Here is a 12,292-nt window from a genome sequence, read left to right as displayed (position 1 = left end):
CGACTACTCGCTGCGCTCGACGAGATCGAGGACCCCGTCGTCGTACGGATCGAACAGCGGCGACCCATTGCCGCCGGGAGCCGGCGTATCCGAGTGCGCACCACACCCGTACTCGGCGTCGACCACGTGCCCGTCGGCGGCGTACTCGTTAGCGCACACGCCGAACAGCCCGCCGAGAGAACCGCCGAGCGGTACGTAGAAGGCGCAGTCCCGGCACACGCGCCGGGTGCCCCGGGCCATCGGCGTGCCCGGCCCGTAGTCGCCGTCGTGCCAGCGCTGGGCGGCGTCGTTGCGGCCCCACAGACTCAACACCTGGCGACGTCCGAGACCCACCTCGACCGCGACCTCGTCGATCTGCGGATCGCCGGTGGCCGTGCAACCCGGAACGAGTCGGGGATCATCGGCAGGCGGAGCCAGCAGGTCACCCGGCCCGAGGTCACCCGGCCGGATCCGTTCGTCCCACGGCACCCATTTGGGCGCGAGCAGTGCGGTCGGGCCGGGCACGAGGACGACCTCACTGATCGTGGCGCGCTCGGCGCCGGGACACGCGGCGACAACGACGGCCCACTGCCAGCCGCGATACCCCGGCATCTCCGCGAGAAAGCGATGGGTGGCCGAACTCGGGTCCTCGAAACCCGCGCCGAGGTATTCACCCACGGTGTCCTCGCCGCTGTATTCCACGATCGCTGCACGCGCCGCCTCCACAGCGCCTAGCAGCACCGCTTCAAGCTCGGGCCCGGGGCTCTCGACCGCCGGCGGGTCGACCTCGGCACCCGGTACGGCGGCCTGCGGGTCGGGTTCGGTCATGCTGTCCATCGCCTCCAATACTGCCTGAGCCGGGCGAAGGCCAGCCACACCGGTCGGCTGCGCGGCCCCTGTCGTCCCCATAGGGGAGAATCGACGGCGTGACCGGACCGCGGCGTGACCACCGGGACCCTGACGGTCAGCAGGGTGGACGCTACTACCCGCCGCGTCCGCCTGCGGGCGAACACCCGGGGATGGCCAACTACCCGAGCGAACCGACCATGCGTCCAGGTCACCGCGGCGCCGCACGGGGGCGGCCCTATTCGCCGAATCAGGGCGGGAACCGCTGGCTGCCCCCACTCGACGAGAGCGCCCGCCATCACGACCGCTATGACGACCCGCCCCCCGGACGTAACGGAGAAAAGGTCACGGTCACCCGGGTGGCTGCACAGCGCAGCCGCGAGATGGGCTCCAAAATGTACGGCCTGGTGCACCGGGCCGCGACCGCCGACGGCGCCGACAAGTCGGGGCTGACGGCACTGACCTGGCCGGTGGTCGCGAACTTCGCGGTCGACGCCGCCATGGCCGTGGCGCTGGCCAACACCCTGTTCTTCGCGGCGGCCTCCGGTGAGAGCAAGAGCCGCGTCGCGCTGTACCTGCTCATAACGATCGCTCCGTTCGCCGTGATCGCTCCGCTGATCGGGCCCGCTCTGGATCGCCTGCAACACGGCCGCCGGGTCGCGTTGGCTGCGTCGTTCGCCCTGCGCACTGTGCTCGCCGTGGTGCTCATCGCCAACTTCGACAGTGCGACCGGCAGCTTCCCGTCGTGGGTCCTCTATCCGTGTGCGCTCGGGATGATGGTGCTTTCCAAGTCCTTCTCGGTGTTGCGCAGCGCGGTGACGCCACGAGTGCTGCCACCATCGATCGACCTGGTCCGGGTGAACTCGCGCTTGACGACGTTCGGTCTGCTGGGCGGCACCCTGGTCGGCGGCGGCATCGCAGCGGCCGCCGAATGGGGATTCCAGCTGTTCCAGATGCCCGGCGCGCTCTACATCGTGGTCGCGGTGACCATCGGCGGTGCGGTCCTGTCCATGCGGATCCCGAAATGGGTCGAGGTCACCGAGGGTGAGGTCCCGGCGACCTTGAGCTATCACGGCCAGACCGACCACACCGACCCGCTCCGCCGCCCGCCGCACGGGGGCGGCGTCACCCGGGCCCGCCAACCGCTTGGCCGCAACATCATCACGTCGTTGTGGGGCAACTGCACGATCAAGGTGATGGTCGGCTTCCTGTTCCTCTACCCGGCGTTCGTCGCGAAGGCCCACGACGCCGGCGGCTGGGAGCAGCTGCGGATCCTGGGGATGATCGGCGCCGCGGCGGCCGTCGGGAACTTCGCGGGCAATTTCACCGCGGCTCGGCTCAAACTCGGCCATCCCGCGCGGCTGGTCGTGCGGTGCGCAGTGGCGGTCACCGCGGCGGCCCTGGTGACCGCGCTGACCGGGAATCTTTTGGTCGCGGCGGTCGCGACCTTGATCACCTCCGGTTGCAGCGCCATCGCCAAGGCGTCACTGGATGCTTCCCTGCAGGACGACCTGCCCGAGGAGTCACGCGCGTCGGCGTTCGGACGGTCGGAGTCCCTGCTGCAGCTGGCCTGGGTCGCGGGTGGCGCGACCGGCGTGCTGATCTACACCGACCTGTATGCGGGCTTCACCACCATCACCGCGATCCTGATCCTCGGACTGGCCCAAACCGTGCTGAGCTATCGTGGCGAGTCACTGGTACCGGGCTTCGGCGGCAACCGGCCGGTGCTGGCAGAACAGGAAGGCGTACGGACGGATGCGGTGGTGACCCAGGAGTGAAACGTGTTGTCGCTGTTCTCGCAGCGGTGGCCCTGCTCTCGTCGATCGGTACCGGCGTTTTCGTCTGGCAGCGGGCGCGCGACCACGCACCGGAACTCCCCGAGATCTCGGCGTACTCGCACGGACAGCTGGCCCGGGTGGGCCCGTACCGCTTCTGCGAGGTGCTCAACCCGACCGACTGCGTCGTCCCCGCCGATCAAGGTGAGCTGCGGGTCATCGGCCGCGACCCCGTGCAGTTGTCCATTCCGGCCGACATCAGCCAGGCGCCATGGGTGCTGATCCGCGCCTATGAGGACGCGGATCTCGTCGAGGAGTTCCGCCCCGGCAGCCGACTGGCGGTGACGATCCCGACCGTGGACGCGCAGCGCGGCCGACTCACCGGATTCGCGGTGCAGCTGCCGACCCTGGTCCGCGACCAGGACGGCAACGAATTCCCGGTGCCGCACGCCGAGTGGTCGGTGCGCACGGTGTGGCAGCAGGGCTAGCCGCACCGATTCGCGTCAGCCGGCCGAGTGCGCCTCCGGCACACGCTCACCCTCACGGGTCGGTCCGGGCGGGGTTCCGTCGCCGAACGGTCTGCCTCCCAGGGCTTCTCGACCATGCGGGGTCAACCAGTTCGACAGATCCGGCCCCTTCGGCACGACACCGGTGGGGTTGATGTCCGAATGCACGATGTAGTAGTGCTGCTTGATCTGCACGAAGTCGGTGGTGTCGCCGAATCCCGGGGTCTGGAACAGGTCCCGCGCGTAGGCCCACAGCACCGGCATCTCCGACAGCTTGCTGCGGTTGGTCTTGAAATGGCCGTGATACACCGGGTCGAATCTCGCCAGCGTGGTGAACAGGCGAACGTCGGCTTCGGTGATGGTGTCCCCGACCAGATACCGCCGTTCGGCCAGGCGGTCGGACAACCAGTCCAGCGCGGTGAACAGCCGGTCATAAGCCTTCTCGTAGGCGCGCTGGGATCCTGCGAACCCACACCGGTACACACCGTTGTTCACCTCGGTGTAGATGCGCTGGGCAACCTCGTCGATCTCGTCGCGCAGGGGTTCGGGGTAGAGCTCCGGGGCTCCTTCGCGGTGGTGGGCGGTCCACTCCGTTGAGAAGTCCAGCGTTATCTGCGGGAAGTCGTTGGTGACCACCTGCCCGGTCGCGACCTCCACGATCGCGGGCACTGTGACGCCCTTCGGGTAGTCCGGAATGCGCTTGTTGTAGGCATCGCGCAGATAGTGGATTCCCAGCACCGGATCCACACCGTCGGGATCGAGGTCGAAGGTCCAGCTGCGTTCGTCATGGGTGGGTCCGCAGAAGCCGATGGAAAGAGCGTCCTCCAGTCCGAGGAGCCGACGCACGATAATGGTGCGGTTCGCCCACGGGCATGCCCTGGCCACGATCAGCCGGTACCGGCCCGGTTCGACCGGGTATCCGTCCCGACCGTCGGCGGTGATCCGCGTCGAGATGTACTCGGTGTCCCGGCTGAACTCTCCGCCGGAACTCGACGGGTCGGCGACATAACTCATGGCTCAGTCATACCCAATGCGCCAATCCCCGACCGCCGAAACGGCATTCCCGCAGAGCGTGGCCCGAAGGTCGGCGGCCGCGTGCAGGGTCCGGCGCGCGCCTTACGCGTCCAACTCGCGGGCGACCGCCTTGACCACCTCAGAGACCCTGCGGGCGACCTTACGATCCGGGTAGCGACCCTTGCGCAGTTCCGGCTGCACGGCGCTCTCCAGCAGCGTGATCATGTCCTCGACCATGCCGTGCAGCTCGTCGGGTGTGTGCTTGTGCTCGGCAGCCGCGGCTTCGCGGCGTGTGCGGGTCAGACTCGGCGGCGGGTCGATGAGCTTGAGGCTGAGCGCCTGCGGCCCGCGGCGCCCCGCCGCGATGCCGAACTCGACCCGCTGACCGGCCTTGAGGCCTTCGACACCGGCGGGCAGCGCCGAGGACCGCACGTACACGTCCTCGCCGTCCTCCTGCGAGAGGAACCCGAAGCCCTTCTCCGCGTCGTACCACTTCACCCGGCCGGTCGGCACTGGTCTCACCTGCTGTCTGTCTGAGCCGATAGATGTCTGTACCTGTAGGGGTACATAAAGTAAGCGTCCCGCCTGCGTCGGGACGCGTCCCGGGAGATCCTACTCGGACCGCAGCACAGCCAGCATCCCCTTATGTCGGTAGGCTGCGAGTCACCGCAGAAGGAAGACGAATCGACTGCTATGCGATTAATCCTGAATGTCATCTGGCTGATTTTCGGCGGCCTGTGGCTGGCACTCGGCTACCTCCTCGCCGCGCTCATCTGCTTCGTCCTGATCGTCACGATCCCGTTCGGGTTCGCCTCGCTGCGTATCGCGGCCTATGCGCTGTGGCCGTTCGGCCGCACCATCGTCGAAAAGCCGGGCCCGCGCCCCGGCGCACTGATCGGCAATGTCATCTGGGTCATCGTCGCCGGTGTGTGGCTGGCCATCGGCCACATCACCACCGCGATCGCGATGGCCATCACGATCGTCGGCATCCCGCTCGCCCTGGCCAACCTGAAGCTGATCCCGGTGTCGTTGATGCCCCTGGGCAAGGAGATCGTGCCCGTCGACCAGGCGCACGGTCGGATCGTCGGAGCGGTGCCGTGACCGTTGTCGCACTCGGCGTGCCGTCGGTGCACCGGCCATCGTCTCCGGCCCCCGCCGAGGGCCCGTTGATCGACACCTTCGGCCGGATCGCGACCGACCTGCGGGTGTCGCTGACCGATCTGTGCAACCTGCGCTGCACCTACTGCATGCCGGCCGCGGGGCTCGACTGGCTCCCGGCCGACGCGAAGCTCCACCCGGACGAGTTGATCCGGCTGTTGGGCATCGCCGTCACGCGGCTCGGCATCACCAGCGTCCGGTTCACCGGCGGCGAACCCCTGGTGGCGCCGTTCCTGGAGGACATCGTCGCGGCGACCGCCGCGTTGCGGCCACGCCCCGAGATCACGTTGACGACCAACGGCATCGGGTTGGCCAGACGTGCCGAAGCTTTGAAGGCCGCCGGACTCGACCGCATCAATGTCTCCCTCGACACCGTCGACCCGGCCCGGTTCGCCGCGATCACGCGACGCGACCGGTTCTCGGATGTGGTGGCCGGTCTACGTGCGGCCAAGGACGCCGGCCTGCGTCCGGTAAAGGTCAACGCCGTCCTCGACCCGGTGACCGGCCTGGATGACGTGGTGTCGCTGGCGCGGTTCTGCGTCGACAACGGCTACCAGCTGCGCGTGATCGAGCAGATGCCTCTCGACGCCGGGCACTCGTGGGCACGCGACCGTGTGCTCACCGCCGACGACATCCTCGGCGCGCTGAGCGCTCACTTCACGCTGACACCCGATCCACGACCACGGGGGTCGGCGCCGGCTCAGCTCTGGCAGGTGCGCGACGGCGCCGGCGTGGCAGGTCACATCGGCATCATCGCGTCGGTGTCCCGCGCGTTCTGCTCGACCTGTGACCGCACCCGGCTCACCGCCGACGGGCAGGTCCGCAATTGCCTGTTCGCACGTGAGGAAACCGACCTGCGGGTACTGCTGCGTTCCGGCGCGGACGACGCCGCGCTGGAGAGTGCGTGGCGGGCGGCCATGTGGACGAAAGCCGCCGGTCACGGCATCAATGACCCCGGCTTCGTGCAACCCGACCGTCCGATGAGCGCGATCGGCGGATGAGCGATGACTGTTGACGCCGAGGCACGGGTCACCGTCCGCTACTTCGCCGCAGCCCGCGCGGCGGCAGGCACGGAATCGGAGCTGCTGCACGTCGGCCCCGCCGGCACGGTGGCACACCTCGTGGACCTTCTGAAGGCCAGGGACGCCGGCCTGGCCCGGGTCCTGGCGCGGTGTTCCTATCTGCTCGACGGAGTTGCGGTGCGCGACATGGATTCTGAACTCCGCCACGGGCAGACCGTCGATGTTCTCCCCCCGTTCGCCGGCGGCTGACTTCACGCGCACATAAATCTAATCCGTGATTTGCGTCACATCACGGAATGGTCACGGGATGGCTACGGCACGGTTGCGCGGTATGGCACCTGCAGGAATAACGGTCGTTACTGGTCTTTTAGAGTTTTTTTAGTATTTGCCGTCGGCGGACACACGGCGGTGAGCAAAAGGTGACGCGGCCCAGACGAGCCGTTACCGTCTTGAACCAGGCCGATCGCCCCCCACATCTGACCGGCCTGCCGCACACCAATTGCGCCGAGCTCCATCCGTTGGTGCGCGGGGACAACGAGATACAACTTGGATGGAGGCGGGGGACCCACCGGTCCACCGACATAGAAGGACCAGGAACCGTTCGGTTCCTTGGGGTGAAGCCGTCGCCGTTTCGACGACGCCGGCCGGGCAACCTCTCCAGCCCGAACCCGACAGCTGACCTCGCGGGCGCTTCAGAGAGGACCACACGCACTTATGAGTGGACGGCACCGCAAGCCCGCTTCATCTGCTGTAAACGTCGCGAAGATCGCATTCACCGGAGCAGTCATCGGAGGTGGCGGCATCGCGCTGGCCGGCCAGGCCGGAGCGGCGACGGACGGTGAGTGGGACCAGGTCGCCCGCTGCGAGTCGGGCGGCAACTGGGCCATCAACACCGGCAACGGCTACCAGGGTGGTCTGCAGTTCGCGCCGAGCACCTGGTCCGGTCACGGCGGCGGCGAGTTCGCCCCGGCCGCGCACTTGGCCACCAAGGAAGAGCAGATCGCCGTCGCCGAGCGTGTCCTGGCTTCGCAGGGCAAGGGTGCATGGCCGACGTGCGGCGGGCCGCTCTCCGCCGCAACGCCACGCAACGTCGTCGATGAACCACCGGCCCCGGTCGCACCGGTCGGCCTCGACGGGATGCTGCCGCCTCCCCCGCCGCCCCTCGACCCGTTCGCCCCGCCTGCGCCGCCTGCCCCGGCTCCGTTCGACGCGCTGGCCGCCCCGGCGCCGTTGCCGCCCGCCCCCGAGGTGCTGCCACCCGCACCAGCGCCGATCGATCCGCTCTCGGCTCCCGCGCCGATGCCGCCCGCACCCGAACCCGCACCGGCGCCTCCGGCGGACGCGCTCGCGGCTCCCGCCCCGCTGCCGCCGGCTCCGGAGGTCCTGCCTCCGGCCCCCGCCCCGGCCGTCGACGTGGTGAACGTCGCTCCCATTGACGCACCTGTGCCGCCGGCACCGGTCGACGCGCCGCCGAGCGCAATCATCGCCGCGGCCAACTGGGACGCCGCTCCGGTGCCCGCCGAGCAGCCGCAGTTGTGGTCCCTCGGTGTCGATGCGCCGCTGCAGCCGGCTCCCGCCGACCCGGCCCTGCCGCCGGCGCCGGTGCCGGTGCCTGTCCCCGCACCGGTCGCCGTCGCCGCACCGGCCCCCGACCCGCTGGCTCCGCTCGGTGCCGTAAATGTGCCGGCGCCGGCCTACGACCTCGCCAACCAGGCGATCAGCGGCGAGCTTGCCGTTCCCACCGAGGTTCCGCACCTGGCCAGCCCCGAGAACCTCCCGCCAGGCACCGCGATGGCACCGCAGGGACCTGCGCAGAGCCCGAACGTCACGTATCTCAAGGAGATTTGGCACGCGATCCAGACCCAGGAGATCTCGGGCGCGGACGCGCTGCTGGCCCTGACCCAGCGACCGCTGACCACGCCGGACCCCGGTGGCATGGCACCGAATGCTCCGGTCGCACCGCTGGCGGGTCCGGCGCCTGCCCCGTCTCCCGCGCCTGCTCCGGCTCCCGCGCCCGCCCCGGGCGCGCCCGAGCCTGCTCCGGTGGTGCCGCCCGCCTGAGGCTAGGCGGAATTCACCCATTCGTCCGTGCCGTCGGCGAAGAACTGGTGCTTCCACACCGGTAGCCGTTCTTTGACCCGGTCGACCAGGCGTGCGCATGTCTCGAAGGCCGCGCCGCGGTGGTCTGCGGCCACCGCGGCGACGAGCGCGGCATCCCCGATCTGCAGGGTGCCCACCCGGTGGCTGACAGCGATGGCACGGACTCCGTGGCTCGCGGCGGCGATCTCGGCGGCCACGTCGGCCAGTGTCTGCTCGGCGGACGGATGCGACGAGTACTCCAACCGGGTCACCGTCCGACCGCCGTCGTGGTCACGCACCACGCCGGCGAAGGTGACCACAGCGCCCGCCGCCTCATGCACCACCAGCCGCTCGTGCTCTGTCGTATCGATGGACTGTTCCGTCAGCGCGGCCCGCAGCACGGTGGTCATCGGGAATGATCCTTGCCTTGGAGTTGGTCGAGGGCGTGGTCGAGAACCTCGGCGAGAACGGAGAGACCGTCTTTGACGCCGCCGAGTGAGCCGGGCAGGTTCACGATGAGCGTGCGGCCCGCGACACCGCAGACGCCGCGCGACAGCACCGATGTCGGAACTTTCGGAAGTCCTGATCGTCTGATCGCATCGGCCAGGCCCGGGATCTCGTAGTCCAGCAGCGCCGAGGTGATCTGCGGGGTGGCGTCGGTCGGCGAGATACCGGTTCCGCCGGAGGTCAGGATCACATCCGGTTGCTCTCGGAGCCCACTGCGCAGCGCGGCGTCCACGGGTGCGCCGTCGGCGACGACGGTCGCAGGCGGGGTGTTTATCCCCCGGCCGTTGAGCCAGCCCACGAGGACCGGACCGCACCGGTCTTCGTACACACCGCCGGATGCCCGGGTCGACGCGATGACCACCAGGCCCGACCGCGTCATCTGACCCAGGTCCCCGTCTTGCCGCCTTCTTTGCGCACCACACGGACATCGTCGATGGAGGCGGCACGATCGACGGCTTTGATCATGTCGTAGACGGTCAGCGCGGCGACGGTGACCGCGGTGAGCGCTTCCATCTCCACCCCGGTGCGGTCCGTCGTGCGCACAGTCGCGGTGATCGCGACCGCACCGGGATCGTCGTCACCGCCGACGGTGAAATCGATGTCCACGCCGGTGATCGCCAACGGGTGGCAGAGCGGCACCAGATCGCTGGTTCTCTTCGCCGCCATGATCCCCGCGACACGGGCCGTCGCCAGCGCGTCGCCTTTGGGCAGGCCGTTGGAGGTGATCATGTCAACCACGTCCGGCCGGGTGTGCACGGTGCCGGCAGCCACGGCCACACGCTTGGTGGCGTCCTTGGCCGTGACGTCGACCATGTGAGCCGCGCCGGTCTCGTCGAGATGCGAGAGGCCTTCACTCACCCGGAGCGCACCGCTACTTGTTGATGACGGTGACGGCCTGGATGAAGGGCAGTTCGTCGGCGGGCAGCGGGAACGTCACGTCGCCGAACGGTGACAGTGCACCGGTGCGGTCGGTGGCAAGCTCGCTGACCGCGTGGTCATCGGGGTCCGTCGTGGGCCAACCCGGGTCGACGTATCGGTTCTTCTTGTCATCAGCCACGCTGACATTGTGGCAAACGACTCGGCGGCTGGCGAGGTCGGGAGGCTCCTTTACGCTGGTCAGCAATGAGCGTGAAGAGTCCAGGTGTGCCGCTGGGCACCTGGTTGGCGGAATTGGACGACGAGCGGCTGATCCAGCTGCTGCGTCTGCGGCCGGATCTGACCCAGCCTCCGCCGGGCACCGTCGCCGCGCTGGCGGCGCGCGCCGCCGCACGTCAGTCGGTGAAAGTCGCCACCGACGATCTGGACTTTCTGCACCTGGCGGTGCTCGACGCGCTGCTTAGCGTGCACGCCGAAACCACCGCTGCGACGTTCTCAGACCTGGCCGAGGTCCTCGGCGAGCGCGTGGCCGCCGCTGATCTGCGCGCCGCGGTCGATGACCTGGCCGCGCGCGCCCTGGTCTGGGGTGACCTGCAGGGCGAGGGTGCGCTGCGGGTCGTCGCCGAGGCGGCGTCGAGTCTGCCGTGGTACCCCGGGCAGGTCACCCAGGAGAGCGCGACGCAGACCGGCTCCGAGGTCACCGCTGCGCTCGAATCGATGGACGACGCCGCACGCGATCTGCTCGACAAGCTGCTGGAGGGCTCGCCGATCGGCCGGACCCGCGACGCGATGCCGGGAACGCCGGCGCAGCGCCCGGTTCAGCGGCTGTTGACCGCGGGGCTGCTGCGCCGCCTCGACGACGACACCGTCATCCTCCCCCGCCTGGTCGGGCAGGTGCTCCGTGGTGAGCAGCCGGGCCCGGTGAGTCTGTCCGCTCCCGATCCGACCGTGACGACGACGACAGCCGCCGACGTGGACGCCGTCGCCGCGGGCGCGGCGATCGACTTCCTGCGTGAGATCGAAGTGGTCCTCGAATCACTCAGCGCCGCACCGGTTCCCGAGCTGCGCAGCGGTGGACTCGGGGTGCGCGAGGTCAAGCGGTTGACCAAGAACACCGGGATCGACGAACGCCGGCTGGGCCTGATCCTTGAGGTCAGTGCGGCCGCCGGGCTGGTCGCACCGGGGATGCCGGAACCCGAACCCGACGACGGCGCGGGATCGCACTGGGCACCGACCGTGGCATTCGATCGATTCGTCGAATCTCCCACCGCCGCGAAATGGCATCTCGTGGTGTCGGCCTGGCTTGAGCTTCCTGGCCGCCCCAGCCTCGTGGGTACCCGCGGGCCCGACAACAAACCGTATGCGGCGCTGTCGGATTCGCTGTTCTCGACGGCGGCGCCGCTGGACCGCCGGCTGATGCTCGATATCCTCGCCGAGCTGCCGCCGGGCTCAGGCGTGGATGCGGGCACCGCCTCGCAGGCGATGGTCTGGAAGCGGCCGCGGTGGGCGGTACGGCTGCAACCCGGCCCTGTCGCCGACATGCTGACCGAGGCCCATGCTGTCGGGGCGGTGGGCCGCGGCGCGGTTGCTTCCCCGATCCGGCGCCTGCTCGCCGGCGACGATGAGCACGCGGTCATCGCCGCGATGGAGAAAGTCCTTCCGGCGCCGATCGACCATTTCCTGCTGCAGGCCGACCTTACGGTGGTGGTTCCCGGCCCGCTGGAACGTGCGCTGGCCGAGCAGCTGGCCGCGGTCGCCACCGTCGAGTCGGCCGGCGCGGCCATGGTCTACCGCATCGACGAGGCTTCGGTGCGGCGCGCGCTCGACACCGGCAACACCGCCGGCGAGCTGCACGCGCTGTTCAACCGGCATTCGAAAACACCAGTGCCGCAAGCGCTGACATATCTGATCGACGACGTGGCGAGACGCCACGGGCAACTGCGGGTCGGGATGGCGTCGGCGTTCGTTCGCTGCGAGGACGCCGCGCTGCTGGCCCAGGCGGTGGCGGCACCGGCCACCGAGTCGGTCGAGCTGCGCGTGCTGGCGCCCACCGTGGCGGTGTCCCAGGCGCCGATCAGCGAGGTGCTCCACGCGCTGCGCAGCGCCGGGTTCGCACCGGCCGCCGAGGACACGACCGGCACGGTCGTGGATCTGCGCAGCCGCGGCGCCCGCGTCCCGTCGCCCGGGCGGCGCCGCGGATATCGGCACAACGCGGCGCCCACCGATCAGACGCTGGCCGCGATCGTCGCGGTGCTGCGCAAGGTCGCGTCGGCGCCGCCGTCGGGCCTGCGATTGGATCCGGCCGCGGCCATCTCGGAACTGCAGCACGCGGCCCACCATCAGCAGTCGGTGGTCATCGGCTACGTCGATCCGGCGGGTGTGGCGACCCAGCGGGTAGTGGCCCCGATCAATGTCCGCGGCGGGCAACTGACCGCTTACGACCCCGCGTCGGGGCGGGTCCGCGAGTTCGCGATCCACCGGGTGACATCGGTCGTGTCCGCCGAGTCCGGATAATAGGTGGGATGACTTA

Annotated in this window: 14 protein-coding genes and 1 riboswitch; of the genes, 7 read left to right on the top strand and 7 right to left on the bottom strand. The window is 69.5% G+C overall.

Annotation, left to right across the window (positions count from 1 at the left end; translation table 11 throughout):
* Positions 1–3: 3 nt before the first annotated feature.
* Complete coding sequence (locus ACTWP6_RS03295) at positions 4–807, bottom strand: DUF3027 domain-containing protein (protein ID WP_443186941.1); 804 nt, start codon at positions 805–807, stop codon at positions 4–6.
* A 98-nt stretch (positions 808–905) separates the two neighbouring features.
* On the opposite strand from ACTWP6_RS03295, the gene ACTWP6_RS03290 reads away from it, so the two are divergent.
* Both ACTWP6_RS03290 and ACTWP6_RS03285 read left to right on the top strand, forming a co-directional pair.
* Complete coding sequence (locus tag ACTWP6_RS03290) at positions 906–2,603, top strand: MFS transporter (RefSeq protein ID WP_443186800.1); 1,698 nt, start codon at positions 906–908, stop codon at positions 2,601–2,603.
* Positions 2,600–3,088, top strand: a complete 489-nt coding sequence (locus ACTWP6_RS03285; RefSeq protein WP_260755286.1) for a DUF2771 domain-containing protein — start codon at positions 2,600–2,602, stop codon at positions 3,086–3,088. The genes ACTWP6_RS03290 and ACTWP6_RS03285 overlap by 4 nt, the downstream gene beginning before the upstream one ends.
* A gap of 15 nt (positions 3,089–3,103) precedes the next feature.
* Here ACTWP6_RS03285 and ACTWP6_RS03280 read toward each other — a convergent pair whose 3' ends face one another.
* Both ACTWP6_RS03280 and ACTWP6_RS03275 read right to left on the bottom strand, forming a co-directional pair.
* A complete protein-coding gene (locus tag ACTWP6_RS03280; RefSeq protein WP_260755287.1) occupies positions 3,104–4,120 on the bottom strand; it encodes a glutathione S-transferase family protein in 1,017 nt (338 codons plus the stop codon).
* Between the two features lie 102 nt (positions 4,121–4,222).
* Positions 4,223–4,633, bottom strand: coding sequence for a cold-shock protein (locus ACTWP6_RS03275; protein ID WP_260755288.1), 411 nt, complete (start codon positions 4,631–4,633; stop codon positions 4,223–4,225).
* Positions 4,634–4,813: 180 nt separating this feature from the next.
* Between ACTWP6_RS03275 and ACTWP6_RS03270 the strand changes: the two genes are divergently transcribed.
* The 4 genes from ACTWP6_RS03270 (at position 4,814) to ACTWP6_RS03255 (ending at position 8,361) form a co-directional block, all read left to right on the top strand.
* Positions 4,814–5,221, top strand: coding sequence for a YccF domain-containing protein (locus ACTWP6_RS03270; RefSeq protein ID WP_260755289.1), 408 nt, complete (start codon positions 4,814–4,816; stop codon positions 5,219–5,221).
* Positions 5,218–6,279, top strand: coding sequence for a GTP 3',8-cyclase MoaA (gene moaA, locus ACTWP6_RS03265; RefSeq protein WP_443186799.1), 1,062 nt, complete (start codon positions 5,218–5,220; stop codon positions 6,277–6,279). Before ACTWP6_RS03270 ends, moaA begins: the two co-directional genes overlap by 4 nt.
* Before the next feature lie 3 nt (positions 6,280–6,282).
* Entirely contained in the window at positions 6,283–6,549 is a 267-nt protein-coding gene (locus ACTWP6_RS03260; protein WP_260755291.1) for a MoaD/ThiS family protein, read from the top strand.
* Positions 6,550–6,830: 281 nt separating this feature from the next.
* Positions 6,831–7,005, top strand: a riboswitch (cyclic di-AMP (ydaO/yuaA leader).
* A 9-nt stretch (positions 7,006–7,014) separates the two neighbouring features.
* A complete protein-coding gene (locus ACTWP6_RS03255) occupies positions 7,015–8,361 on the top strand; it encodes a transglycosylase family protein (protein WP_443186798.1) in 1,347 nt (448 codons plus the stop codon).
* 2 nt (positions 8,362–8,363) lie between these two features.
* Here the strand turns inward: ACTWP6_RS03255 and ACTWP6_RS03250 are convergent, their stop codons facing one another.
* Genes ACTWP6_RS03250 through ACTWP6_RS03235 form a run of 4 tightly spaced genes read right to left on the bottom strand, consistent with a single transcriptional unit; the run spans position 8,364 to position 9,943 of the window.
* Complete coding sequence (locus ACTWP6_RS03250; RefSeq protein ID WP_260755294.1) at positions 8,364–8,789, bottom strand: molybdenum cofactor biosynthesis protein MoaE; 426 nt, start codon at positions 8,787–8,789, stop codon at positions 8,364–8,366.
* Positions 8,786–9,265: a MogA/MoaB family molybdenum cofactor biosynthesis protein gene (locus ACTWP6_RS03245; RefSeq protein WP_260755295.1), complete on the bottom strand. Its 480-nt coding sequence runs from the start codon at positions 9,263–9,265 to the stop codon at positions 8,786–8,788. The genes ACTWP6_RS03250 and ACTWP6_RS03245 overlap by 4 nt, the downstream gene beginning before the upstream one ends.
* Complete coding sequence (moaC, locus tag ACTWP6_RS03240) at positions 9,262–9,699, bottom strand: cyclic pyranopterin monophosphate synthase MoaC (protein WP_260757813.1); 438 nt, start codon at positions 9,697–9,699, stop codon at positions 9,262–9,264. The genes ACTWP6_RS03245 and moaC overlap by 4 nt, the downstream gene beginning before the upstream one ends.
* Before the next feature lie 58 nt (positions 9,700–9,757).
* Entirely contained in the window at positions 9,758–9,943 is a 186-nt protein-coding gene (locus ACTWP6_RS03235) for a hypothetical protein (protein ID WP_260755296.1), read from the bottom strand.
* Between the two features lie 65 nt (positions 9,944–10,008).
* On the opposite strand from ACTWP6_RS03235, the gene ACTWP6_RS03230 reads away from it, so the two are divergent.
* On the top strand, positions 10,009–12,276 hold the full coding sequence (locus ACTWP6_RS03230; protein ID WP_260755297.1) for a helicase-associated domain-containing protein: 2,268 nt from the start codon (positions 10,009–10,011) through the stop codon (positions 12,274–12,276).
* Positions 12,277–12,292 lie beyond the last annotated feature (16 nt).

The organism is Mycobacterium sp. 4D054 (assembly GCF_052245755.1).
Classification (GTDB): Bacteria; Actinomycetota; Actinomycetes; order Mycobacteriales; family Mycobacteriaceae; genus Mycobacterium.
The sequence above is the reverse complement of the archived record's forward strand: the minus strand, read 5'-3'. Positions and strand labels throughout refer to the sequence as shown.

Bases quoted from the DNA above. Each gene is read 5' to 3' on its own strand.
- ACTWP6_RS03230 (WP_260755297.1), top strand. From the start codon at position 10,009: ATGAGCGTGAAGAGTCCAGGTGTGCCGCTGGGCACCTGGTTGGCGGAA.
- ACTWP6_RS03245 (WP_260755295.1), bottom strand. From the start codon at position 9,265: ATGACGCGGTCGGGCCTGGTGGTCATCGCGTCGACCCGGGCATCCGGC.
- ACTWP6_RS03260 (WP_260755291.1), top strand. From the start codon at position 6,283: ATGACTGTTGACGCCGAGGCACGGGTCACCGTCCGCTACTTCGCCGCA.
- ACTWP6_RS03255 (WP_443186798.1), top strand. From the start codon at position 7,015: ATGAGTGGACGGCACCGCAAGCCCGCTTCATCTGCTGTAAACGTCGCG.
- ACTWP6_RS03250 (WP_260755294.1), bottom strand. From the start codon at position 8,789: ATGACCACCGTGCTGCGGGCCGCGCTGACGGAACAGTCCATCGATACG.
- ACTWP6_RS03295 (WP_443186941.1), bottom strand. From the start codon at position 807: ATGACCGAACCCGACCCGCAGGCCGCCGTACCGGGTGCCGAGGTCGAC.
- ACTWP6_RS03280 (WP_260755287.1), bottom strand. From the start codon at position 4,120: ATGAGTTATGTCGCCGACCCGTCGAGTTCCGGCGGAGAGTTCAGCCGG.
- moaC (WP_260757813.1), bottom strand. From the start codon at position 9,699: ATGGTCGACGTCACGGCCAAGGACGCCACCAAGCGTGTGGCCGTGGCT.
- ACTWP6_RS03270 (WP_260755289.1), top strand. From the start codon at position 4,814: ATGCGATTAATCCTGAATGTCATCTGGCTGATTTTCGGCGGCCTGTGG.